Origin of the sequence: Bacillus sp. RIT 809, from assembly GCF_016892495.1 — a bacterium.
Lineage (GTDB): Bacteria > Bacillota > Bacilli > Bacillales > Bacillaceae_G > Bacillus_A > Bacillus_A cereus_U.
Map to the genome: position 1 here is coordinate 201,734 of NZ_JAFEMR010000005.1, position 22,967 is coordinate 224,700.

Here is a 22,967-nt window from a genome sequence, read left to right on the forward strand (position 1 = left end):
TTACATTTCATTCAACTATTTACTTCTTCATTTTCAAAATTATTTTGAAGGAAGCTCCATCTCTTGTTTTCTAAGTTCAATACGGCGAATTTTTCCGGAAATCGTTTTTGGTAGTTCATCTACAAATTCAATTTTACGAGGGTATTTATATGGTGCAGTCAGTTCTTTGACGTGTTGTTGGAGCACTGGAATTAATGTTTCTTCGTTCTTTTCTATATTCTCTCTTAATACGATAAATGCCTTCACGACACTTCCGCGAATTTCATCTGGACTTGCGACAACCGCACATTCTCTTACGTATGGGTGTTTTACAAGTGCATCTTCTACTTCAAACGGCCCGATTGTATAGCCAGAGCTAATAATGATATCATCTCCGCGTCCTTCAAACCAAAAATAGCCGTCTTCATCTTTTTTCGCTTTATCACCGGTAATATAATAATCACCGCGGAATTGCATCGCTGTACGCTCATCGTCTTTATAATATTGTTTAAAGAGTGCTGGTGTTTCAATGTGAACTGCAATATCACCAACTTCTCCTACCTGTACCGGAATACCTTCTTCATTTACGATATCAACATGGTTTCCTGGCGTTGGTTTTCCCATTGATCCTGGTCTAATATCCATCCCTTTCATTATCCCAACAAGTAATGTATTTTCCGTTTGCCCATAACCGTCTCTTACCGTAATATCGAAATGCCTTTGGAACGTTTCAATCACTTCTCTGTTTAACGGCTCACCAGCTGATACAGCGCTATGTAACGCTTCTAAATTGTACTCATTTAAGTTTTCTACCTTTGCCATTAATCTATACTCAGTCGGTGTACAACAAAGCACATTCACCTTATTATCGCCTAATAAATTTAAATATGTTTTCGGTTCAAATTTACCATGATATACAAATCCTGTTGCACCTGAACCGAGAGTCGCTACAAACGGGCTCCAAATCCACTTTTGCCAACCTGGACTAGCCGTTGCCCATACAACATCATCTTCTTCGATTCCGAGCCAGTTCGGAGCGCTTGTACGTAAATGAGCGTATGCCCAGGCATGCGTATGAACAACTCCTTTTGGATTTCCTGTCGTCCCTGACGTATAAGATAAAAAGACCATATCTTCTTTATCTGTCTTCGCCATTTCTAACATGTCACTTTCTGTTTCTAATGCTGTTTTTAAATTCGTCCAACCATCTACTGAACGCTCGCTCAAGACGAATTTTTGAAGAGATTCCACCGCTTCTACGCCGTCAAATTGTCCAATATACGGTTCGTAACTTACGATAGCCTTTACTTCTCCGTGCCCAATACGATACTCAATATCTTTTTTACGCAACATTTCTGAGCTTGGAATAACGACAAATCCTGCTTTAATCGCAGCAATATACGTCATGTAAGCTTCAATTAAGCGCGGCATCATAATAAGGAGCTTGTCCCCTTTTTGTAAGCCACTTTTTATAAAAGCGTTTCCAATTCTATTCGCACCTTGCATTAATTCAAAATATGTAATCTCTCGTCTATTCCCTTTATCATCTTGCCAAATTAAAGCAAGCTTCTCTTTATCACTCGTATATTTCTCTATTTCCGAAACTAAGTTATAAGATGGCGGCGCCAACAATTCCTCTCTCTTCATAAACATCCTCCTTTATTTCTATGCCTCTCTTATATAATAAAGAATTTTCTGTGAATTTTGAACCCTCTTCTTTTGACAAATTTTTTATATTTATGTCGAACCGTTGAATAAATTTATATCGATTTATCGATAAATAATGACAAAAAAAGAAAGAGCGGGAGAACCCGCTCTTTCTAAGCCATCGTATATGGGATTATTTTTGGTAACCGCCTAATTGTTGCTCAGCTAGTGAAACTAGACGTTTAGTAATTTCGCCACCAACAGATCCGTTAGCGCGAGATGTTGCATCAGCTCCAAGTTGAACACCAAACTCTTGAGCGATTTCGTATTTCATTTGATCTAATGCTGCTTGAGCACCAGATACTGCTAATTTATTTGTGCTTGCCATGTTGTATCACCTCCTTGTGAGTATAGAGTGTGATAAACAACATGACTTCATGCACATTTGAATGTGGTAATTTATGGGTTTAGAAAAGTTCTTCGAATTTTTCTTCTTCAGCCACTACTTCTACTGTTTGTAATACCATTGTTTCTTTGTTCGCTACAGCCTCTTCAATTAACGGCGCGAAATCGTACTTCGCTTCAAAACGATTTGCTTTCTCACGCTTCGGTTTCGTCGATGGACTTGCTGGTGTAAATACTGTACAGCAGTCTTCATATGGACGAATTGAAATATCATACGTTCCAATTTCTTTTGCAATTTTAATAATTTCTAATTTATCCATCGTAATAAGCGGACGAATAACTGGATAGTTTGTTACTTCGTTAATCGTATGCATACTATCTAACGTTTGGCTTGCTACTTGTCCTAGACTTTCACCAGTCGTAATTGCAAGTGCATTACGCTCCTCTGCAATACGCTCTGTAATACGCATCATCATACGACGCATAACTGTCATAGAATAGCTAGATGGAATTTCTTTATTAATCGTTTTTTGCACTTCAGTAAATGGAACAAGGTGAAGTGTTACACGTTTACAGTATTTCGTTAACTCTTGTGCTAAATCGATTACTTTTTGTTTCGCGCGCTCGCTTGTGAAAGGTGGACTATGGAAATGAACTGCTTCCACAGATACGCCGCGTTTCATCGTTAAGTAAGTTGCTACCGGGCTATCGATACCACCAGAAAGAAGTACCATTACTTTTCCGCCAACGCCAACTGGTAAACCGCCAGCTCCCATGTGCTCACCACACATAATATAGCTGTAACCACTGCGAATTTCTATACGTACATTCACATCTGGATTATGAACATCTACTGTGATATCCTCTGTATTTTCTAAAATGTGCCCACCGATTTCTGGAAGTAACTCCATCGTCTTCATTGGGAATCGCTTATCAGAACGGTGCACTGTAATTTTAAATGTTTTCACATCACCTTTTACTTGTAAGAAAGCTGCTAATGCACCTTTTTTAATATCTTCTAATTCTGATGGTACTTTCATCGCTAAGTTAAACTTATGAATACCAAATACATCTTTCAATCTCTCAGAAATTTCTTCATGGTCTTCGCCATTTAACTGAATGTACATACGATCATGTGTTGCATCAATTTTAATGTTTGGGAATTTTTTTAATTTGAATTTCACATTATCTCTTAACGTACTTACAAACTTAGAACGATTCTTTCCTTTTGTCGTCATTTCTCCATAACGAACTAAAATATATTCATATGTCATCATATTTCTTTACCTCATCACTTCATATAATTTTGGCATTGTCTCTTTAACAATACCTTCAAATTGTTTTACTTCTTCCATCGTGTTGTCCGGTGCTAGACTAATGCGAATCGCACTTGTAGCTGCGGCGTGCGGTACTCCCATTGACACTAGTACTCGGCTCACTTCATTTGCTTTTGAAGAACAAGCAGACTTCGTCGATACATATACACCATGTTCTTCTAAAGCATGAACGACTACTTCTGGTTTTAAACCGACAAATGATACATTTAAAATGTGCGGTGCCGCATATTCAAGTGATGTATTAATCGTTACAGTTTCCATCTCGTTAAAGAAACGGACCAGCTCTGTTTGTAAATTTTGCAAATGAACTACCTTTTCTTTCACTTGTTCCATCGTCATACGAAGTGCTTTCACCATCGCTACAATCCCAGGTAAATTTTCTGTACCTGAACGATACTTGAGCTCTTGTTGACCACCTGATAAGATTGGATCTAATCTTACACCATCACGTATGTAAAGAAGACCTGTCCCCTTTACGCTATGAAATTTATGTCCAGATATTGAACAAAGGTCAATATGAGAAGCGTATAAATCAAGTGGTACTTTTCCTATCCCTTGTACATGGTCCACGTGGAATCTTATTTTCGGATGGTTCGCTAATAATGTTCCAATTTCAGCAACGGGCTGAATCGCTCCAGTCTCGTTGTTCACGTGAATAATTGACACAAGAATCGTATCTTCACGAAGCGCTCGTTTTACATCTTCTACCGATACAACACCGTGCTCGTTAACCGGTAAATATGTTACATCAAAACCGAGATCTTCTAATTGTTTATATGCCTCAAACACAGACGCGTGTTCAATATTTGTTGTAATGATATGTTTACCGCGCGAACGATTCCTCATCGCTATCCCTTTAATCGCAAGGTTATTCCCTTCCGTTCCACCTGATGTGAAAATAATTTCAGAAGGTTTAACGTGAAGGAGCTGTGCCGCAATCGTTCTCGATTGTGTTAATAGACGCTCTGCCTCTCCTCCAAGCGAGTGAATAGAAGAAGGATTACCAAAATATTTCCCTGCAACCGTTACGTACGATTGAAGAGCTTCTGGATATGGCTTCGTCGTCGCACTATTATCAAAATAGATCATCGTTCTTCCCCTTTCAACGCTATCACATCATATAATCATATCACAAATACGTGTAATTACGCTAAGACTACTCAAAGGTTCCGTTTTTATATAAAAGTGTACATTTCCCCCCGCCATTTGCAGGCATACTGAGTGGTGAAGATTAATAATTAGTGGTGGATGAAACCCCATCACTTACGGTTTCACTTTATTTTGAAACGAACGACCTTACTGTATTCCGCTATTCATTATAGCAACATCGACTTCAAAATTACACAAAAAAACAAACCCTTTATTAAAGGGTTTGCTCATTGTCTACATATTCAGCTATTTTTTGAACAACGCCAGGTTCAAGTTGCTCTAATATAGAAGCCGCTTGTTCTAAAGCTGCATCGTATTGATATTCACGGAATAATTTCTCCGCATAATTTAAGCTTTCTGCAAGATTCTCATCATGACTGCGGTACCGGTTACCGTATTGAATTAGTTTTTCAACTAAATACGCTTGTCCAATTAATTCTTCCGTCATTTCAGATACACCATTCACAACTGTGTATGCTTCTTCTAAACTGCTATTTACAGTATTCATATTTAACGGCTTTACTTCTAATTGCTCATACACAGCTTGCATCGCCATTTGCCCTTTTTGTAAATCTTCCATAATACTCTCTGGAAGACCTGGTAAATTCGACTTTTGCATAAAACGTTTCGTCTCAAAAATTGTATTTCGCATTTCTTGTAACTTCTCACGTGCTTCAAATTCCTCTTTGCGCATCGTTTGCAGCATTTCTTTATATTCTGCATGAAGTACTTTTAAAGTTTCACATTGCTCATAAACCTCTTCTAGTTCCTCACGAATAATAGAGAATGCAATATCTTGTTCAGCAACACGGATTTGCAACACTTCAAAACGTTTCATTAAAATATGCATTTGCTTTTCAATTACTTTTTGTGACTCAATGTCTTTGTCTTGTAATTGATAACTTTGTTTCACAAGTTGTGTTTCTATTTTCGTTTCAATTGTTTCTGTACGAATTTCTTCTAAATCTTCATAAACAGACAGTGTTTTTTGCTCCACATAGTGTTTCGCATGCACTTCTTGTTCAAGTTGATCATAAAAACTGTCTAAACGAGTTTTTAAGTCCTCTACTTTTTCTGCTGCTTCCGTTATATAAAGCTCCTGTATATCCATTAAACATGTTTGTAGTTGTGTCGTCATATCGCGGACTTCTTTAGGAATTTCCAAATACTCTAATACATAGCCTTGTCTTATCATATCATCATGGCCTTGTAATAAATCTTCCAGCTGAACTGGTAATGTCGCTTGACACTCTACCAATAAATCTGGAATTTGATGAATAACGATTTCTAAACTTGCTAAACCTTCTTCTAAACTAATAACAATTTCTCTCGCTTTTAAATAATCACCATTATCAGTTGCCTCTTCAAAAGTTTTGAACTTCTCGGATTCAACATCTAACATCTCTTCAATTTTTTGCTCAGCTGCTCCATACATGTGTCGATGAGCAAGAACGCTCTTTTTCATACTACGATATGTATCACGTAACCCTTCAATTTCCGAGCTGTTTTTCTCATGGCTTTCTAACAGTTGCTGTAATTCATTTAAAATGTCTGTAATACGATTATCAGCGTCATCTAAACCACTTATGGATTCTTTCATCGCATGCTTTGCTTTGCGGAAGGAGAATTGCGAGGCGAATTTTCGCGCTTGCCCTAAATCTTTTTCAGCTTTCGGAAGAGTTGTTGATACAATTTCATCCCACTCTTCACGCCATTTACCAAACAGCTCTTCTGTTTGACCTGTCATATTTAAATCTTTTACCCGCTTTAGTTCATCTGCCACAGGTTTATCTTTTATCTCTTGTTTCCACTGCTCCAGTGCTTCAATATCTTTATATGAACGATTTCTTATCACAAGCTCTATCATGAGCAGCACTAGAATAGAGCTTACTACAATGATAACGATCGTCAGGATAGAATCCATGCAAAAAAGCCTCCTAAGTTATATCTCTTTTTTTGTCCGTTCCGTTTATGAAATGGAAGGCATTATGTATAAAAAGGGAATTCCCCTATATTTAACAACTAACAATGTTCTAATCATACCATGTAATGACGTGTTTTTGACCTAGTTTTTTTTAAAATTTCATGTTTCTTTAAATGTAAATGTAATCTTTCTTAATATTCCGCTTACTTAACTACCTATCCTCAAATGATTGTAATAACAGGCACTCTTTCATATGAGATGCGAAATAAATTTTGCGCACAAGTGACATTTCCTTGCCTTACCGCTTGCTCTACCACCATTTCCGGAATTAAAGTAATACCAAGGCCAGCTTTTACCATTGCAAGCATCGGTTCTGCATAAGATGTTTCAACTATATAACGGCATATTATTTATGAATTTAGTTCCTGTACTTGCACTTATCGGTTTTATGTTTCAAGGTTATACTGTCGATAACATAGAAATTGCCGGCGCCTCATTCACAATTATTGCGCTAGTATGCAACAATTTATAGCAAAGAAAACAACATATAAAAATCCCCACCTCAATTCGTTAGGTGGGGGTTTTTCACATATGAACAGCTCTTGGCAGTTCATAATACATACTCGCTTTATATAATGTTCGTTCCATCCATTGCTCAATTTCCTTCGTATACATTTCTAAGAAAAACGTCTCGGATGGAAATGAGTGTAGCACCTCTGATATATATTGTGGATATAAAAACGGCATATTCATCATGCCTTTTAATTGCGTCATAAACATTGTAAAGGATACCTTTTTAAATTCTTGCTTCATTTGTCCTTGTTTAATGATTTGCTCTATATAATATCTTTCTCTAGAAAAATAAACGGTCATCACTTCACGAATTAATGTCGTATCAAGCGAAAGCTCTCTATAAAAAAAACGTGTCAGTTCTCTATTATCAAATTGATATCGTAAAATCCCGCGCACCATTTGCACCATCACATCTTTAGCCGATAAATATTCCCTCTGTTCAAATGACGTTTCAATTACATGAATATATCCTTCTAAAAAATCAGTAATAAGCTGTTCTAATAACCCTTGCTTTCCAGCAAAATAATATGAAATATTCGCTACATTCACATCCGCTCGCTTTGCAATGTCCCGCACCGATGTCCCGTCATACCCTTTCGTATTAAACAACGATATTGCCGCATCAATTACCTTTTGTTTCGTCTGCTTCATGCGCTCACTTCCTCTCAATGAACAGCTATAGTTTAAATTTCTTGACTTTTAAGACAAATTCCTTTAATTTTCTATCGACAAAGTCATGTGAAATACATCGTATTTTGCTACCATTTTACATATCTCGATAAAAAGGGAGTTGTTTCCATGTTTACAAAAGAAAGTTATGCAGGATCTCGTGAAAAGCAATATGAGACAGTAATTAAACAACTGGATGCATTATTAACTGGCGAATCGAACGTAGTCGCAAACTTATCAAATGCGTCGGCACTATTAAATCAATTTTTAGATCGCGTTAATTGGGTTGGCTTTTATGTAACAGAAGGAAATCAGCTTGTTCTTGGACCATTCCAAGGAATGCCAGCTTGCGTGCGTATTCCGTTCGGACGCGGTGTTTGCGGCGTTGCAGCTGAAACAAAAACAACGCAGCTTGTAGCAGATGTTCACCAATTTCCAGGACATATCGCTTGCGATAGTGCCTCTAATTCTGAAATCGTTGTACCGATTATGAAAGAAGGAAATATCATTGGTGTACTTGATATTGATAGTCCTGAAAAAAATCGTTTCGATGAAGTAGATCAGCATTATTTAGAAAAGTTTGTGGAAACACTCCTAAAACATATTTAAAAAAAGAAAAGAGCGAGTTATCGATTAAGTACGTAACGTACGAAACCGATAGCTCACTCTTTTTTATTGATTACTAACCGTAGATATTTTCTTTAGTGCCTGTTCTAAATCAGAAACGATATCTTCCCATGATTCTAAACCGACAGATAGGCGTATTAAATTATCGAAAATACCCATTTCTTTTCTTAGCTCAGCCGGAATAGCTGCATGCGTCATCGTCGCTGGATGCTGAATTAATGTTTCTGTATCACCTAAACTTACAGCAATTGTAATAAAATGGAGGTCATTGATAAACGACTGTGTTTCCTCTTTCCCGCCTTTAATTGAAAAAGAAATAACGCCCCCGCCTCGTTTCATTTGCCGAGATGCTAATTCCCCTTCCGGATACCAAACACCTTCTACCGCTTCATGATTTTTCAAAAACGATACAATTTTTTCCGCATTATCACAATGACGATCCATTCTTACTGCTAATGTTTTTAATCCGCGTAACAATAACCACGCGTCAAACGGCGCCATAATACCGCCGATATCTTTTCGCATCGGACGGATTTTGTCAGCTAACGCTTTCGTTCTACAAATTGTTACACCCGCTACAACATCCCCGTGACCACCAATATATTTTGTCGCACTGTGAACGACGGCGTCACAACCGAGCTCAAGAGGTCTTTGTAAATAAGGTGAACAAAACGTATTATCGACAATAACAAGCAAGTCATTACGCTTCGCTACCCCGATCACCTTTTCTAAATCAATTAATTTCATCGTTGGATTAATCGGTGTTTCAACGAAAATGAGCTTTGTATTTGGACGAATTTTATTTTCAATATCCGTCTCTGTCTCCATATCACAAAACGAATGAGTAATCATAAATTTTTCTTCTAATACTTCTAAAAAACCGTACGTACATCCATATAATCCATTTGAACAAATAATATGATCTCCAGCCTTTAGAAAACCGATTAACGTTGCTGAAATGGCTGCCATACCTGAACCGAACGCCAGCGCTTCCTCTCCGCCTTCTAAAACAGCCATACGTTCTTCAAATAATTTCACAGTTGGATTCCCAAGCCTTGAATAAATATAAGATGGATCTTCTCCCGCAAAACTCGCTTCTCCTTGCTGTGCTGTCTCAAACGTAAATGTAGAAGTTTGAAATAAAGGTGGCGTTAAACTCCCTTTATTTTCATTTGATTCATATCCGTGATGAATTAATGCTGTCTCCATATGTTTCTTTTTCATAAAAACATCCCCCTTATGTCTTTATTGCCACATATCCACCAAGAAAAATCTGATGAACGTTTTTACTACATTTTATGTAAGCGTTTTACTTCTGTTTCTATCTCTTCTTTCATATTGTTTTAAATTCCTTCTTGTTAATTTCCAAAATTTATCTGCATAAAACAAAAAGGGAGTCGCTTGACGAAACTGTAGGTAAAAGATATAATAGCGTTTGTGTAAAATAAAAAGGCAGCCTTGTAATATGAGTTTATCGTTTGTATTTTGTTCCTCTGCGGAGGTGTATCTCGTAACTCCCTGCTGCTGGAGCGAAGGTACATGAAAACAAAATACCCGTAAATATCGATTACGTCTGTTTTTATTTTACGAAAATAAAAACATTTTTGAAGGAGGAGTCAACTATGGCTCGTTATACAGGTCCAGCATGGAAACTGTCTCGTCGTCTTGGAATCTCTCTAAGCGGCACAGGAAAAGAATTAGAAAAACGCCCTTACGCACCAGGTCCTCACGGTCCTAACCAACGTAAGAAACTTTCAGAATACGGTTTACAATTACAAGAGAAACAAAAACTTCGTCACATGTACGGCATGACTGAGCGTCAATTCCGTCGCACATTTGACCAAGCAGGTAAAATGCCTGGTAAGCACGGCGAAAACTTCATGATCCTTCTTGAAGCTCGTCTTGACAACCTAGTTTACCGCATGGGCTTAGCTCGCACTCGTCGTGCAGCTCGCCAATTAGTAAACCACCGTCACATCACGGTTGATGGAGCTCGCGTAGATATCCCATCTTTCCGCGTTAAACCTGGTCAAACTATCGGCGTTCGCGAAAAATCTAACAGCCTTGTTGTTGTTAAAGAAGCGATCGAAGTTAACAACTTCGTACCAGAATACTTAACTTTCGATGCTGATAAGTTAGAAGCTACTTACACTCGTCACGCTGAGCGTTCTGAGTTAGCAGCTGAAATCAACGAAGCATTAATCGTAGAGTACTACTCTCGTTAATCTCGGTACTCTGCAAAGAGTATTATTAAAAGCCTTAGGAACCTTGTTTATCAAGGGGCCTGGGCTTTTTTTATTTTTCACTAATAATGCAAAATAAAGCATTAAAAAGTATGTACTTGGGGCTAGTTTGGGACAAAAAAATATAATGGCTGGCGTGTGTATAGAAATGGATAAGTGCAAAAAACAGATGATAAAAGGAGTTAATTGTTTTGAAAGAAAAATTCAACAAGATCCCTCTTCATGTACAAGACTTTCAAGAATTAAAGATGTTATTAAACAAATTAGTACAAGATGAAATAATGTTCATAGAAGGTCTTTCTAAGTATTCTTTAGATATTTCTTCTAAAAAATCTAAAGTCACCATTAACCTTAGAAGCGAGTTTTCCTCCAATCCATACTTAGCGATTACCGCTATAAACATTACCCCAAGTAATCAAGGTAAAGGAAGTATTGTTCTTGAATGGTTTAAAACATTCGCTAAAGAAAAAGGATTCGAACGATTAGTATTACAAGAAGTTATGACTGAAGAAGGTTACCACTTTGCATTAAAAAATGGCTTTTCCAAAAAAGTTGGTCCATTCGAGGAAATATTTAGAAAACCTGATAGTACTGACGGAAATTATGAATTACATTTATAAATAGTAAAAAAGTGAACGAATATTTTCCTTATACGTTCGCTTTTTTACTTGATGAATTATCCAACACAGTTCATTCTTTTCTTTTCATAAGAGCAACTCACTCTTTCATTCATGATTTTTTACCCCTTTTCTTTTTATTTCCTTTGTAAGTGAATATAGTCCGTAATTGACCATCTTTCAAAACAGCTTTTTTATCATAATTCGCTAGGATTTCAACATCATTTGACGATTCTTCTTCTCCTTCACCACACCTCCAATATCCAGCTCGAAGTAAGAACTCAGAATACCCTTCTGGAATCGGTAATTCATAACCATCTAAAGTTATTTTAGTGACTTCAATACCTTCTCTGATAATCATCGAATCACCCTTTCATTTGGAATATGGATAAGTTCTCTTTGAGATACGCTGATACCTCTAATAAGTTCATTACAATGGAATATTTACAGTTCCCCCTTTGAATTGGTATGATTTGCCTGTTAAGGAGGGGAATTCATGAGTTTAAATATGTATTTGGGAGAAGTACAAAACCAAACTCAAAGTATGAACGCAGTATGTACCGCTACCATTCAAGGTATGGAACAAGCCATTCAGTCGATTGACGCTTTTGCAATCGATACTGTTTTACAAGGACAAACATATAGCAGTGCAAAATCATTTTTTGTACAAACTTTTCGTCCTTTAGCACAAGGAATCATTTACTTATGTGAAGAACTAATCCATCAAAATGATGCCTTCCCAAGTCAATTTCAATCACAGGTCGCTTCGACAGATGTAATCGAACAAGAAATATTAGAACAAATTCGAGAAATTGACCGAATGATAGCAAGTACGGAAGCAATCATTCAGGCTATGCCAATGCCAGGTATGGATGCTATGGTAAATCTTTTTGCTGTCATGAGGCGTAAACTGCAAGAAAAGCTAGAGCATCTATATGAATTTAATCAAGCATCTAGCGATAACTATAATACAGCAATTCAATTAGCCGCTAGCATTGCGACGGGTCTTGCTGAAGTCCAAAGTGGGAAAGGTTTTAGTCCTGCAAGTGGTACATTTAGTACACAAGGATTGAATATGGAATGGGCGACTTCAATTCAAGCGATTGCAGAAGAGAAATTCCGAAAAGCTAATCATTTAATTACTGCTGAAGAAATGTGCGGTAGGATAGAAGAGAAATCTCCGATCAAAAAGGCTTGGGACGCTAAGGTAGATGATGTAGTTAAAATGTTCGAAACAGTAAAAAAGATGTGGAATGGTACTGTAATCGGAACAGGGAAAGCTGTTGAAGATGAAATCAAGTCTATGGAAACTTTAAGTAATATGAATATAAGGAATATGGATATAGGAACTTTTATTAATGTTACATATGCGATTTTACATTTGGATGAAACGGCGAAAAATACGTGGCATGCATTTTCAAGTACCGTGAAACGAGATATGATAAATGGAGATGCAGTGAGCCGTACACAATGGATTACTTATGCATTAACCCAAATAGGTGTCGGTCTAATCGCCGACAAGGGACTAGGTAAAGCAGGACTTGTCATAAAAGGAGTAAAAGCATCAAGTGGAGCAAGTACATTAACAAAAGGAGTAACGCTAATAAAAGAAATGAAGCAAGCATCTGAGATTTTACAATCTTTTAAGAAAGATGTTTCTTATGCTTTCTCTGGTGGAGCTATCATAACCAAGATACCTCAAAATGAATTGAATCAAGCCTATTATAATTTTGCAAAGACTACGATTTCAAGTGCACAAAAAAGAAATTCTCCAGGAACAGTAACTTCAAGTTTTAATCTTGAACGAAGTTTAGGGACTCAAAAGAAATTAATGTATAATAAAGGTTCAATTGGTGTTATTCCACAAGAAATTCGAGATAGTTTGATTGGAAAAAATTTTAACTCTTTTGATGATTTTAGAAAAGAGTTTTGGAAAACAGTTGCTGATTCAAACTATGCGGAAGAGTTTAACCAAAGAAATATAAACCTTATGAAAGAGGGTAAAGCTCCATTCGCTCCATTATCTGAGAAGTATGGTCAGCACAATCAATATATTTTGCACCATAAACAACCAATTCACCAGGGTGGAGATGTATACAATCTCGATAACTTAATAATTGTTTCTCCTAAAATGCATCAAAATGTTTTAGATCGTTCATATCATTTCGGTAAAAAAGGTTAATGATTATGAAAGGATGGTTAGTATGGCACTCAAAATGGCAAAAGAAGAACTTATTGAACTTGTAACAAAGATTTGTAACCCTAAATTACCTGAAGAAGAACTTAATGAATACGTAAACCAATTTAATAATAGCGGTGTGCCTCATCCCGCTCCAAGTGATATAATCTTTTGGGATTTTAGGGATTTAACACCAGAAGAAATAGTAGAGATTGCATTGAATTACAAAGAAGAAGAAAAATAAAATATGTAAAGCATAAGCCGCCCCGGAAAAACGAGCGGCTTTCTTCATTATCTAATTCATTTTATATTGTCCTATTTGTTCGAATGTTAGTATTTCTTTTCAATGCTAATACAACATTAGAGTTATCATTTCTAAATTTATCCAGTGTACCTTCTTTTACACCTTTATGTAATAAATAAACATATACTAAATAAAAAAGCTTACTGATTATATAATTTAGTAAGCTTTTTTATTATTAAGATGCAAGTACATCTTGATTTGGTATTTTTCTTAGTAAATTCTCAATCGATAACAATACATAGCTTACGTCATACACATTGCACCATATTATTAAATCAAGGTTTAAATGTGAAAGTAATTGCCGAACGTTTAGGGAATACTCCACAAATGATTTATGAAATTTATGGCCATGTATTAAAGGAAATGGAATCTATGTCAGTAGAGTTATTTAGTCAAAGCTTAGCAGAAAGTGGGGCTAATTTGGGGGCTAGTTAATAATAAACCTACTTTAAACACTGATATAATAAGGCTTTTTTAGACTATCGAGTTCTACTCTCGTTAATCTCGGTACTCTGCAAAGAGTATTATTAAAAGCCTTAGGAACCTTGTTTATCAAGGGGCCTGGGCTTTTTTTATTGAATATAGCCGGTATATGTATAGAAACGGAACAATGTAACAAAATAAAAAAGAACTGCAAGTCTATAGTTAATAAAAATTAACCCTCTCTCTAGAATTTCATCAATTTTTTATTCACATTAATAAAAATTCCCCTCTTCTTCTAACACCGGAAACATACTACGCTCTATCCCATAACTCATTTTTCTTTCCTATACTCTCCTTTTGTTAATATTATTTTTACAACGTATTCTTTTGTACATAAACTATACCTTCCCCTTTTCTATTTACATTCAACCTTAAAAACCCCTGCATCACCCGAGCATCCGAATGAGCTTAAAGAACTTAATGAACAAGTACCTCTTTGATCATGAATTTATGAGAATATTCCATTTACAACCCTTCCCTTAAATTGGTATTATTTCCTTGTAAAGGGGAGGGAAAGTTCATGTCTTTAAATATGTATCTGGGAGAAGTACGGGCTCAAACACAAAGTATGAATGCTTTCTGTACCGCTACTATTCAAGGTATGGAACAAGCTATTCAGTCGATTGATGCTTTCACCAGTGATACTGTTCTACAAGGGCAAACATATGACAGTGCAAAGGCATTCTTTGCAGAAACTTTTCGTCCTTTAGCACAAGGAATCATTTATTTGTGTGAAGAACTAATTCGTCAGAATGATGCCTTTCCAAATCAATTTCAATCACAGGTCGCTTCGACAGATGTAATCGAACAAGAAATATTAGAACAAATTCGAGAAATTGACCGAATGAAGGCAAGTATGGAAGCTATCAGTCAAGCTATGCCAATCCCAGGTATGGATGCTATGGTAAATCTTTTTATTGCCATGAGGCGCAAACTTCAAGAAAAGTTAGATCATTTGTATCAGTTCAACCAAACATCTAGCAATAACTATAGTACAGCAATTCAATTAGCCGCTAGCATTGCGACGGGTCTTGCTGAAGTCCAAAGTGGGAAAGGTTTTAGTCCAGCAAGTGGTACATTTAGTACACAAGGATTAAATATGGAGTGGGCGACTTCAATTCAAGCGATTGCAGAAGATAGGAATCGTCAGGCTGATAATTCAATTGAAGAAGGTGCAATGTGTGGCAAACCAAAATCTGATTTAGAGAAAGCTTGGGATGGTCTTTATGATGGTGCAGGAAAAGGTGTTGGAGATGCTTGGGAAGGATTTAAAGCGTTAGGTGACGGTGAAACATGGTCAGACATGTGGGATGCTGTTGTCAATTATGATGAGACTCTTCCTGCTATGTGGAACGCTTTCTCAGATTCTTTTATGAATGACGTTTGGCATGGTGATGTCGAAAGTGGATTCCGATGGGGTTCTTATTTAGTAACATCAGTCGGTCTAGGGTTACTTGGTGGGAAAGGTCTTGATAAGGCTTCTAAACTTGCTAGAGGAGCAAACTTGTACAAAGTAACTGAAGCTTTTCCACCACGTTTACAACCTGCTTTTGCAGGTGTTGGTCTCACTGGTGAAGCAATAGTAAGCACACTTCCACCATCAGGAAATTGGGGTAATTATTTAAGCGGTTATCTTATGTTTGCTAGACCATCTTGGAGACAATCAGAACTTGACGTAGGTAAGGAGTATCCTAATTATGACGACCAAGTTGCTTTTAAAGATAGAGAAGAAGTTTCAAAAGTTACAAAAGGTAGTACAAGACCTGATTTTTACACAAAGGATCACAGCTTGGAAGTGAAAAATTATGACTTGTCTACTTCATCAAAAAGAAGTAACCTAGTTAGAGTTATTGTTAAACAAGTTAATGATAGGGTTGATAATTTACCTATAGGTACAAAGCAAACTGTCATCATTGATATACGAGGACAAACTGTTCCTGAAGAGGCTTTATTTGATATCGTAAGAAAAATAAGAGAAAAGTCTAAAGAAACACCCGAGGTAATATTTAAACGAGAGGATTGATATTAATGGCAGTAGGATTTAAAGTAGATATATTTTTCTATGAAACAGGACACCCTGATTTTTTACATAGCTTTTTTTCAACCATGTCATATCATACAGAGTCTGAAGGTTGGGGCACTAAGTACCCACTATTAATGAAGAATTTATATTTCGACAAGTTACGTTGGGAGGACACAGAAGAAGCACTTCAAAATGTAGAAGAGATAAGAAAAATTTTAAGTGAATTACCTCCTGCAGAAGTCATTTGGGATATTGAGCACATGGAAAAACAGCCACCTTGGGGAAATAAAATCCCTAATAAAATAACTAGTTTAGCCAATTATCATGCTACTCCAACAGGTACAATTTTTTTAGATTTACTAAGCAACGCTTTAAACACTGCAAAAAGAAACAAAATTGATATAACAATTTCAAATCTAGGAAAATAAATCCTGCTAGATATCTTATGGTTTCATTTGAGTTTTAATCACTTTACGCTTCGAGGCTGAAGCTGAATAAAAACATTTAAGTCACACTCATATGAGTTGTGGCTTTTATTATGTAATAATTTATAGATTTTCGTAGACATTTCACACCCCCTTTATTTTTTAAAAAAGACTTTTTTAATTTACATCTAATAATTACAGTTAAAACTACGCATATAATAACGACATTTTCTCTTTGATTTATCGACGACGTCCTTAGACAGATTTATTCTTTCTAGCTAAAAAAGACTGTTTAAAGCAACTAAACAGTTACTTCAAACAGCCTTCATTTTTATATATAAAATAAAGTTATTTATTTTCCTCTTTTTGAACATATACATAAGCATCTTTCTGCTCTTTATGTATATCAACCTTCGTGTTCTCTGCAAGCTGACCCGCATTTAGCAAAGAAAAAATAATCAACGCTTCTAGTGACATTTTGTTTTACCACTCCTTTCTATTTGTTATACGTTTATCATACCGCTTACATGTGATTTCCGTATGAACTCGAAAAGGAGATTACAACAAAAAGGTTACAGGAATACGAATGCACGCTATAATAACCATAAAATAGGAGGTCGATTCGTTTTGACAATAAACCAAATGGTTCAATTGGGTAGTGCATGTATGCTGTTTATTACTTCCGCACTTATGAGTTGGTATCAGGGGAGTAATTTGATAGATTATCCTGATGAATGGAAGTATAGTGCTAAGTTTACGAATTACTTTAAAGGCACCGTTTCAAATTATGAAGATATTTATCAAATCGATTTCTTTATATATGCGGCAAAATTTTATCCCGCAGCATTTGTTGTTATGCTAATTAGCTTACTTTATATGCTCATATTAATTCTTCATATTCTATTTAAAAGAAATCATGAGGCAATTTAAATGCATACATAAAAACCCCGAACGATAAACTTTTCAGCCTTCCATTCGGGGTACTATTTGTTTTACATTCGTTTCTGATTAGTAACGAATTAAGAAATATTTCTTCTTACCGCGGCGAATGATTGTGAATTTACCTTCGATGCGGTCGTTTTCTGTTACAACATAGTCTAATGCTTGTGTACGCTCACCGTTTACGTAGATTGCACCGTTCGTTACATCTTCACGTGCTTGACGTTTAGATGGAGAGATTTTGCTTTCTACAAGTAAGTCGATTAATACTGTATCTTCTGCAGTACGTTCTACAGATGGTACGTCTTTGAATCCTTGTTCGATTTCGCTTGCAGTAAGTTCTGCTACTGAGCCACTGAATAATGCAGCTGAAATTTTAATTGCTTGCTCTAACGCTTCTTCGCCGTGAACAAGTTTTGTCATTTCAGATCCTAATGATTTTTGTGCTGCACGTTTTTCTGGTGCTTCAGTTACTTGCTTCTCAAGCTCAAGAATTTCTTCATGAGATAAGAATGTGAAGTATTTTAAGTATTTAACTACATCGCGGTCATCTGTATTGATCCAGAATTGGTAGAACTCGTAAGGAGTTGTTTTCTCTGGGTCTAACCAAATTGCGCCGCCCTCTGTTTTACCAAACTTCGTACCGTCAGATTTTGTAACTAGTGGAATTGTTAAACCGAATGCTTTCGCATCTTCTTCTGATTTACGGATTAATTCAAGACCAGCTGTAATGTTACCCCATTGATCACTACCACCGATTTGAAGACGGCAATTGTGTTGTTGGTATAAGTTTAAGAAGTCGTATGATTGTAAAATCATGTAACTAAACTCAGTAAATGAAATACCAGTTTCTAAACGAGATGCTACTGTATCTTTTGCTAACATATAGTTTAAACCGAAGTTTTTACCGATATCGCGTAAGAATGTAATTACATCTAAGTTACCAAGCCAGTCATAGTTGTTAGCCATCGTTGCTGGGTTGTCCACATTTTCAAACTCTAAGAAGTTTGAAAGTTGGTTTTTAATGCTTTCCGTGTAGTAAGCAACTGTATCTTTCGTATTTAATGTACGCTCTGCTTTTTTACCACTTGGGTCACCGATCATACCAGTACCACCACCAACAAGTGCGATTGGTTGGTGACCAGCTAATTGGAAACGACGTAACATTAATACTGGTAACATATGACCAATATGTAAGCTATCCGCTGTCGGGTCGAAACCACAGTATAATTTAACGCTTTCTTTTTCTAATAATTGCTCTAATCCCTCAGCATCTGTTTGCTGATTAATTAGCCCGCGAAATTCAAGATCTTGTAAAATACCCATATCCTACATACTCTCCTTTAAGTTCATTACTGGCGTGAAGGTTGAAAACATAAAAAAATCGCCCCTTCAAATAAGGGACGATTTTGATCATCGCGTTACCACCCTAGTTGCAGACAAAAAAGCCTACCACCTTATTTACATAACGGCTTAGCACCGTCTTTTCCCTTTTGAATATAACTCAATCGAAAAAAGATGCTCTAGGGGCGTAATTCGCGATCATCTATGTGCTGATTTTCACCGACCATCAGCTCTCTAAAACAGGGAAATGATCACTACTTCTCCCTTTCCACGCTCAATTATTCATATACTTTTCTTTATACCATCATTTATATAGGCGTGTCAAATAGAGGTAGGGTTTCTCTCCTTCCCAATCCTTTACAACGTCGCAAGGAGTATCGTAATAAGAGAAAGAACTGGCACACCAACTAATAACGATACATGAAACACAACCGATAAATCATTCCCAATCGTCGCCTCCACAGGATCTTTCGCTGGAGAAGCAAGAAATCCAAGTAATCGATCGAAGCGACTTACCGTTTTCGGAAAATCCGGTATTTCTACGTGGTCACTATCTAAATGCTGCTTTAATTTATATTCATTCTTAAAGGGATTTTCGCTCAATTTCATCCACCTCCAGCAATTGTTTCAATTTCTTTATCCCATTATGGAGTCTCGACTTCACTGTTCCAATAGGAATATTTAATACATCTGCAATCTCTTTTTGCTGCATATCATGATAATAAGAAAGAATCAGGACCGCTCTTTGCTCTTCAGGAACTTTCAAAATTGCTTCTCTTACCGTGAGCCGATCTTCGTGGGAAAATTCCTTTTCTTGAATCGGTACTAAAAACGGTAAGAGCGAACGCCACTTTTTTCTTCTATTTAATTTATTAATCATAAGACGATAACCGATTTGAAATAAATACGTTTTTATTTTTCCCTTTTCGATTTCATACATATGTTTCTTTCGTTCTAACGTCAAAAATGTATCTTGCACAAGGTCGATACTTAATTGTTCATCACGATTAAATCGATACAAAAATGTATATAGCGCTGGCTTGATTAAAACATATAGTTTTTCTCCCGCTTGCTTATCTCCATTTTGATACGCAAGCATGAGCTCCTCCTCAATCCCAATCTGCGCCATGATTTTTGATCTCCTTTATTCCTTTTAACGTTAATGAAATTCGGGAAATTAAATATACACTTGCGACAATAATCCACACTTGTGATTGATTCGTAAAAAATTGAACATATGGGTTTTGAATTGTATGGCCGGTTGAAACTAAAATGTTTAATGCTTGCACACATATGCATGCATACACTGCAAGACTGGCCGAGATAGTATCAAATACATTCCAGCGAAAATACACTTTTGTTTTTGTAAAATCAATTTTATTTCCATTTTTTCGTACAATATACTTCTTATCAAACGGAATAAGGATTGAAAACATAACAATCATCATAACTCCAGCTGTAATCATTGAAACTTTAAATCCAATCGGCATCGGTAATAACAGACCACAAGAAAATACGACTATAATTCCAATTAAAGCAAAAGTAAGAAGTAACTTATTAGACATATAAAAGCCTCCCTCATCTATTCTTTCATAAATGTATACAGACGAGGAAGGCACTACGTTCAAATATTATTTTATTTTTTTAATAATTTTTGCAGGATTCCCGCCCACTACTACATTATCCGGTACATCTTTCGTTACAACAGCTCCAGATGCAATGACTGCATTATGTCCAATTGTTACGCCCGGATTAATAATCGCTCTTCCGCCAATCCATACGTTATCGCCAATTGTTACTGGTTTTCCGTACTCTGATCCGCTTATGCGCTCCACCGGATCAAGTGGGTGCGTTGCTGTATAAATGTGAACTCCTGGAGCTAACATACAGTTTACTCCGATTGTAACTGGGCATACGTCTAAAATGGTGCAGTCAAAGTTCGCATAAAAATTTTCACCGACATGAATGTTATAGCCATAATCGCATCTAAAAGAAGATTCAATATGAATGTTATCTCCAGTCGTTCCGAATAATTCTTTTACGATTGCACTACGTTCTTCTAATTTTACTTCTGATGTTTCATTTAACTTTCTTGTTAATATACGAGCTTGCTCCCTCTCTTGTACTAAAACCGGATCAGCTGGTATGTACATTTCTCCTTGTATCATCTTTTCTTTTTCTGTTTTCATCATACTATCCCCTTTAACTTATATACATAAGTTTATGATACCATAAAAAAAGAAAGGTCTGAACGTCATTTCGTTCAGACCTTTCTCTCTTAATCTTCCATCGTCGATAAATCGCCTGTTGGTAAGTTTAATTCCCACGCTTTTAATACGCGGCGCATAATTTTACCACTTCTCGTTTTCGGTAATTTATCTCTAAATTCAATTTGTCTTGGCGCCGCATGAGCTGCTAGGCCTTTTTTCACAAATTGACGAATCTCTTCTTTTAATTCATCAGATGGTTCGTATCCCACGCGAAGCGCGATAAATGCTTTAATGATTTCCCCGCGTACTGGATCAGGAATACCAATTACACCAGCTTCTGCTACAGCAGCATGCTCGATTAATTTACTTTCTACTTCAAACGGACCAACACGCTCACCTGACGTCATAATTACATCGTCAATACGTCCTTGGAACCAGAAGTATCCATCTTCGTCCATATAAGCTGAGTCACCTGATACGTACCAATCTCCCGGCATGAAGTAAGAATCATATTTTTGTGGGTTATTCCAGATTCCACGCATCATAGCTGGCCAACCTTTACCAATCGCTAAGTTCCCCATTGTATATGGAGGCACTTCATTTCCTTCATTATCAACAATCGCTGCTTTCACACCCGGAATTGGTTTCCCCATTGAACCTGGACGGATTTCCATACAAGGATAGTTACAAATAACTTGTCCGCCTGTTTCTGTCATCCACCACGTATCATGAATACGAAGTCCAAATGCGCTCATACCCCAGCGAATTACTTCTGGATTTAATGGCTCACCAACACTTAATACGTGACGCACTTGTGATAAATCATATTTTTTAATTGCGTCTTGTCCAGCTCCCATTAACATACGGAACGCTGTCGGTGCACTATACCAAACTGTTACACCGTAATCTTGCAATGCTTCATACCATGCCTCTGGACTAAATCTCCCGCCTAAAATAACATTTGATGCTCCCACTAACCACGGTGCAAAAATACCGTAAGCTGTTCCAGTTACCCAGCCTGGGTCAGCTGTACACCAATATACATCATCTTCTTTTAAATCTAATACCCATTTCGCTGTTTGATAGTGCTGAACCATTGCGTTTTGCGCATGGAGGACGCCTTTTGGCTTACCAGTAGAACCAGATGTGTAATGTAGAATTAAACCGTCTTCACGGCCTAACCATTCGATATGTAATTCTTTTGAAGCTTGTTCAAATAAAGGATTGAACGCTACAGTTTTACCGCCTTCTTCTGCATTGTCTCCAACAAGGAAGACTGTTTTTAAAGCAGGTAAATCATTTAATGGTATGCGCTCTAACAATTCAGGAGTTGTAATTAACACCTTCGCTTCGCTATCTTCTAAACGATCGCGAACTGCGCCTTCCATAAATGCTTCAAATAATGGTCCAACAATTGCCCCTAATTTCACTGCACCAAGAAGCGCGAAATATAATTCTGGGGAACGCGGCATAAAAATAAAAACGCGATCGCCTTTCTCAACATCGCCATAGTTTTTCAGGACATTTCCTGCTTTATTAGAAAAATCCTTCATTTCCTTAAACGTATATTTCTCTTTTCGCGATCCATCTTGATAATAAAGTGCTACTTTATTCTTTCGATCTGATTTCGCATGCTTATCAATTGCCTCATACGCCATATTTACTCGTCCTGTTTCATTCCAAGTAAAATTTTTATTAACCTCTTCCCAGTTAAAATTCGCGTATGCCTCTTCATAATTCGGCAAATTATTTTCTCCTTTAATGACAGGAAGCGTTTCCACTTTCATACTTTACATCCCCCTCCTATGTATTCTATTATCTATTATAATGACATTATTTAAAATTTTCAGTATTTTTGTTGATTTTTAGACAAATTTTTAATGACAAAAT

Annotated in this window: 23 protein-coding genes, 3 pseudogenes and 1 other annotated feature; of the genes and pseudogenes, 10 read left to right on the forward strand and 16 right to left on the reverse strand. The window is 36.6% G+C overall.

Going from position 1 to position 22,967, the window contains the following annotated elements:
* Window positions 1–39: 39 nt before the first annotated feature.
* From mbcS to JTF23_RS08205, 6 genes and pseudogenes are all read right to left on the reverse strand, one after another.
* Window positions 40–1,626, reverse strand: a complete 1,587-nt coding sequence (gene mbcS, locus JTF23_RS08180) for an acyl-CoA synthetase MbcS (protein ID WP_002112269.1) — start codon at window positions 1,624–1,626, stop codon at window positions 40–42.
* 193 nt (window positions 1,627–1,819) lie between these two features.
* Window positions 1,820–2,014 (reverse strand): alpha/beta-type small acid-soluble spore protein, encoded by a 195-nt coding sequence (locus tag JTF23_RS08185; RefSeq protein ID WP_000168891.1) that lies wholly within the window; start codon window positions 2,012–2,014, stop codon window positions 1,820–1,822.
* A 79-nt stretch (window positions 2,015–2,093) separates the two neighbouring features.
* Window positions 2,094–3,308 carry a tRNA uracil 4-sulfurtransferase ThiI gene (gene thiI, locus JTF23_RS08190; protein WP_016106351.1) on the reverse strand — a complete coding sequence of 405 codons (1,215 nt, stop codon included), beginning with the start codon at window positions 3,306–3,308 and terminating at the stop codon, window positions 2,094–2,096.
* 6 nt (window positions 3,309–3,314) lie between these two features.
* Entirely contained in the window at window positions 3,315–4,457 is a 1,143-nt protein-coding gene (locus tag JTF23_RS08195) for a cysteine desulfurase family protein (protein ID WP_204208476.1), read from the reverse strand.
* A 274-nt stretch (window positions 4,458–4,731) separates the two neighbouring features.
* The gene (ezrA, locus tag JTF23_RS08200) at window positions 4,732–6,441 is read right to left on the reverse strand and encodes a septation ring formation regulator EzrA (protein WP_002160226.1); all 1,710 of its coding nucleotides are present in this window, start codon (window positions 6,439–6,441) and stop codon (window positions 4,732–4,734) included.
* 211 nt (window positions 6,442–6,652) lie between these two features.
* Window positions 6,653–6,830: pseudogene (locus tag JTF23_RS08205) on the reverse strand (LysR family transcriptional regulator); the annotation flags it as partial.
* A gap of 8 nt (window positions 6,831–6,838) precedes the next feature.
* On the opposite strand from JTF23_RS08205, the pseudogene JTF23_RS08210 reads away from it, so the two are divergent.
* Window positions 6,839–6,973: pseudogene (locus JTF23_RS08210) on the forward strand (EamA family transporter); the annotation flags it as partial.
* Between the two features lie 53 nt (window positions 6,974–7,026).
* Here the strand turns inward: JTF23_RS08210 and refZ are convergent.
* Window positions 7,027–7,665, reverse strand: a complete 639-nt coding sequence (gene refZ, locus JTF23_RS08215) for a forespore capture DNA-binding protein RefZ (protein WP_002160225.1) — start codon at window positions 7,663–7,665, stop codon at window positions 7,027–7,029.
* Between the two features lie 147 nt (window positions 7,666–7,812).
* Here refZ and JTF23_RS08220 point away from each other — a divergent pair, with 147 nt between their 5' ends.
* The gene (locus tag JTF23_RS08220) at window positions 7,813–8,292 is read left to right on the forward strand and encodes a GAF domain-containing protein (RefSeq protein WP_204208477.1); all 480 of its coding nucleotides are present in this window, start codon (window positions 7,813–7,815) and stop codon (window positions 8,290–8,292) included.
* A gap of 63 nt (window positions 8,293–8,355) precedes the next feature.
* Here JTF23_RS08220 and megL read toward each other — a convergent pair whose 3' ends face one another.
* Window positions 8,356–9,534, reverse strand: coding sequence for a methionine gamma-lyase (gene megL / locus JTF23_RS08225; protein ID WP_002112279.1), 1,179 nt, complete (start codon window positions 9,532–9,534; stop codon window positions 8,356–8,358).
* A gap of 398 nt (window positions 9,535–9,932) precedes the next feature.
* Here megL and rpsD point away from each other — a divergent pair, with 398 nt between their 5' ends.
* Window positions 9,933–10,535: a 30S ribosomal protein S4 gene (gene rpsD, locus JTF23_RS08230; RefSeq protein ID WP_204208478.1), complete on the forward strand. Its 603-nt coding sequence runs from the start codon at window positions 9,933–9,935 to the stop codon at window positions 10,533–10,535.
* A gap of 209 nt (window positions 10,536–10,744) precedes the next feature.
* The gene (locus tag JTF23_RS08235; RefSeq protein WP_204208479.1) at window positions 10,745–11,173 is read left to right on the forward strand and encodes an N-acetyltransferase; all 429 of its coding nucleotides are present in this window, start codon (window positions 10,745–10,747) and stop codon (window positions 11,171–11,173) included.
* 109 nt (window positions 11,174–11,282) lie between these two features.
* On the opposite strand, the gene JTF23_RS08240 is transcribed toward JTF23_RS08235, so the two are convergent.
* On the reverse strand, window positions 11,283–11,531 hold the full coding sequence (locus JTF23_RS08240; protein ID WP_204208480.1) for a hypothetical protein: 249 nt from the start codon (window positions 11,529–11,531) through the stop codon (window positions 11,283–11,285).
* 135 nt (window positions 11,532–11,666) lie between these two features.
* Between JTF23_RS08240 and JTF23_RS08245 the strand changes: the two genes are divergently transcribed.
* From JTF23_RS08245 to JTF23_RS08265, 5 genes and pseudogenes are all read left to right on the forward strand, one after another.
* Window positions 11,667–13,352 (forward strand): T7SS effector LXG polymorphic toxin, encoded by a 1,686-nt coding sequence (locus tag JTF23_RS08245; protein ID WP_204208481.1) that lies wholly within the window; start codon window positions 11,667–11,669, stop codon window positions 13,350–13,352.
* Window positions 13,353–13,374: 22 nt separating this feature from the next.
* Window positions 13,375–13,593 (forward strand): bacteriocin immunity protein, encoded by a 219-nt coding sequence (locus JTF23_RS08250; RefSeq protein WP_204208482.1) that lies wholly within the window; start codon window positions 13,375–13,377, stop codon window positions 13,591–13,593.
* Window positions 13,594–13,878: 285 nt separating this feature from the next.
* Window positions 13,879–14,088, forward strand: a pseudogene (locus JTF23_RS08255) (tyrosine-type recombinase/integrase); the annotation flags it as partial.
* A 568-nt stretch (window positions 14,089–14,656) separates the two neighbouring features.
* Complete coding sequence (locus tag JTF23_RS08260; RefSeq protein WP_204208484.1) at window positions 14,657–16,159, forward strand: T7SS effector LXG polymorphic toxin; 1,503 nt, start codon at window positions 14,657–14,659, stop codon at window positions 16,157–16,159.
* A gap of 5 nt (window positions 16,160–16,164) precedes the next feature.
* Entirely contained in the window at window positions 16,165–16,587 is a 423-nt protein-coding gene (locus tag JTF23_RS08265; protein WP_002015572.1) for an immunity 70 family protein, read from the forward strand.
* A 345-nt stretch (window positions 16,588–16,932) separates the two neighbouring features.
* Here JTF23_RS08265 and JTF23_RS08270 read toward each other — a convergent pair whose 3' ends face one another.
* Entirely contained in the window at window positions 16,933–17,061 is a 129-nt protein-coding gene (locus tag JTF23_RS08270) for a hypothetical protein (RefSeq protein ID WP_002112286.1), read from the reverse strand.
* Between the two features lie 150 nt (window positions 17,062–17,211).
* Between JTF23_RS08270 and JTF23_RS08275 the strand changes: the two genes are divergently transcribed.
* Window positions 17,212–17,514: a YjdJ family protein gene (locus JTF23_RS08275; RefSeq protein WP_252188002.1), complete on the forward strand. Its 303-nt coding sequence runs from the start codon at window positions 17,212–17,214 to the stop codon at window positions 17,512–17,514.
* A gap of 78 nt (window positions 17,515–17,592) precedes the next feature.
* On the opposite strand, the gene tyrS is transcribed toward JTF23_RS08275, so the two are convergent.
* The 6 genes from tyrS to acsA form a co-directional block, all read right to left on the reverse strand.
* Window positions 17,593–18,849 carry a tyrosine--tRNA ligase gene (gene tyrS, locus JTF23_RS08280; protein WP_002034349.1) on the reverse strand — a complete coding sequence of 419 codons (1,257 nt, stop codon included), beginning with the start codon at window positions 18,847–18,849 and terminating at the stop codon, window positions 17,593–17,595.
* A gap of 70 nt (window positions 18,850–18,919) precedes the next feature.
* Window positions 18,920–19,147 (reverse strand) — a binding site (T-box leader).
* A 77-nt stretch (window positions 19,148–19,224) separates the two neighbouring features.
* Window positions 19,225–19,470, reverse strand: a complete 246-nt coding sequence (locus tag JTF23_RS08285; protein ID WP_002160222.1) for a hypothetical protein — start codon at window positions 19,468–19,470, stop codon at window positions 19,225–19,227.
* Entirely contained in the window at window positions 19,451–19,996 is a 546-nt protein-coding gene (locus tag JTF23_RS08290) for an RNA polymerase sigma factor (RefSeq protein WP_199708921.1), read from the reverse strand. The genes JTF23_RS08285 and JTF23_RS08290 overlap by 20 nt, the downstream gene beginning before the upstream one ends.
* A complete protein-coding gene (locus tag JTF23_RS08295) occupies window positions 19,977–20,432 on the reverse strand; it encodes a hypothetical protein (RefSeq protein ID WP_204208486.1) in 456 nt (151 codons plus the stop codon). The genes JTF23_RS08290 and JTF23_RS08295 overlap by 20 nt, the downstream gene beginning before the upstream one ends.
* Before the next feature lie 66 nt (window positions 20,433–20,498).
* Window positions 20,499–21,056 carry a maltose acetyltransferase domain-containing protein gene (locus tag JTF23_RS08300; RefSeq protein ID WP_204208487.1) on the reverse strand — a complete coding sequence of 186 codons (558 nt, stop codon included), beginning with the start codon at window positions 21,054–21,056 and terminating at the stop codon, window positions 20,499–20,501.
* Window positions 21,057–21,145: 89 nt separating this feature from the next.
* On the reverse strand, window positions 21,146–22,864 hold the full coding sequence (gene acsA / locus JTF23_RS08305; RefSeq protein ID WP_002067621.1) for an acetate--CoA ligase: 1,719 nt from the start codon (window positions 22,862–22,864) through the stop codon (window positions 21,146–21,148).
* Between the last annotated feature and the right edge of the window lie 103 nt (window positions 22,865–22,967).

Excerpts from the sequence above, each read along its gene's own strand:
- JTF23_RS08290 (WP_199708921.1), bottom strand. The coding sequence starts at position 19,996 with ATGGCGCAGATTGGGATTGAGGAGGAGCTCATGCTTGCGTATCAAAAT.
- rpsD (WP_204208478.1), top strand. The coding sequence starts at position 9,933 with ATGGCTCGTTATACAGGTCCAGCATGGAAACTGTCTCGTCGTCTTGGA.
- JTF23_RS08270 (WP_002112286.1), bottom strand. The coding sequence starts at position 17,061 with ATGTCACTAGAAGCGTTGATTATTTTTTCTTTGCTAAATGCGGGTCAG.
- refZ (WP_002160225.1), bottom strand. The coding sequence starts at position 7,665 with ATGAAGCAGACGAAACAAAAGGTAATTGATGCGGCAATATCGTTGTTT.
- JTF23_RS08300 (WP_204208487.1), bottom strand. The coding sequence starts at position 21,056 with ATGAAAACAGAAAAAGAAAAGATGATACAAGGAGAAATGTACATACCA.
- mbcS (WP_002112269.1), bottom strand. The coding sequence starts at position 1,626 with ATGAAGAGAGAGGAATTGTTGGCGCCGCCATCTTATAACTTAGTTTCG.
- acsA (WP_002067621.1), bottom strand. The coding sequence starts at position 22,864 with ATGAAAGTGGAAACGCTTCCTGTCATTAAAGGAGAAAATAATTTGCCG.
- JTF23_RS08250 (WP_204208482.1), top strand. The coding sequence starts at position 13,375 with ATGGCACTCAAAATGGCAAAAGAAGAACTTATTGAACTTGTAACAAAG.
- JTF23_RS08245 (WP_204208481.1), top strand. The coding sequence starts at position 11,667 with ATGAGTTTAAATATGTATTTGGGAGAAGTACAAAACCAAACTCAAAGT.
- JTF23_RS08265 (WP_002015572.1), top strand. The coding sequence starts at position 16,165 with ATGGCAGTAGGATTTAAAGTAGATATATTTTTCTATGAAACAGGACAC.
- megL (WP_002112279.1), bottom strand. The coding sequence starts at position 9,534 with ATGAAAAAGAAACATATGGAGACAGCATTAATTCATCACGGATATGAA.
- JTF23_RS08240 (WP_204208480.1), bottom strand. The coding sequence starts at position 11,531 with ATGATTATCAGAGAAGGTATTGAAGTCACTAAAATAACTTTAGATGGT.
- JTF23_RS08195 (WP_204208476.1), bottom strand. The coding sequence starts at position 4,457 with ATGATCTATTTTGATAATAGTGCGACGACGAAGCCATATCCAGAAGCT.
- JTF23_RS08260 (WP_204208484.1), top strand. The coding sequence starts at position 14,657 with ATGTCTTTAAATATGTATCTGGGAGAAGTACGGGCTCAAACACAAAGT.
- thiI (WP_016106351.1), bottom strand. The coding sequence starts at position 3,308 with ATGATGACATATGAATATATTTTAGTTCGTTATGGAGAAATGACGACA.
- JTF23_RS08295 (WP_204208486.1), bottom strand. The coding sequence starts at position 20,432 with ATGTCTAATAAGTTACTTCTTACTTTTGCTTTAATTGGAATTATAGTC.
- JTF23_RS08220 (WP_204208477.1), top strand. The coding sequence starts at position 7,813 with ATGTTTACAAAAGAAAGTTATGCAGGATCTCGTGAAAAGCAATATGAG.
- JTF23_RS08185 (WP_000168891.1), bottom strand. The coding sequence starts at position 2,014 with ATGGCAAGCACAAATAAATTAGCAGTATCTGGTGCTCAAGCAGCATTA.
- ezrA (WP_002160226.1), bottom strand. The coding sequence starts at position 6,441 with ATGGATTCTATCCTGACGATCGTTATCATTGTAGTAAGCTCTATTCTA.
- tyrS (WP_002034349.1), bottom strand. The coding sequence starts at position 18,849 with ATGGGTATTTTACAAGATCTTGAATTTCGCGGGCTAATTAATCAGCAA.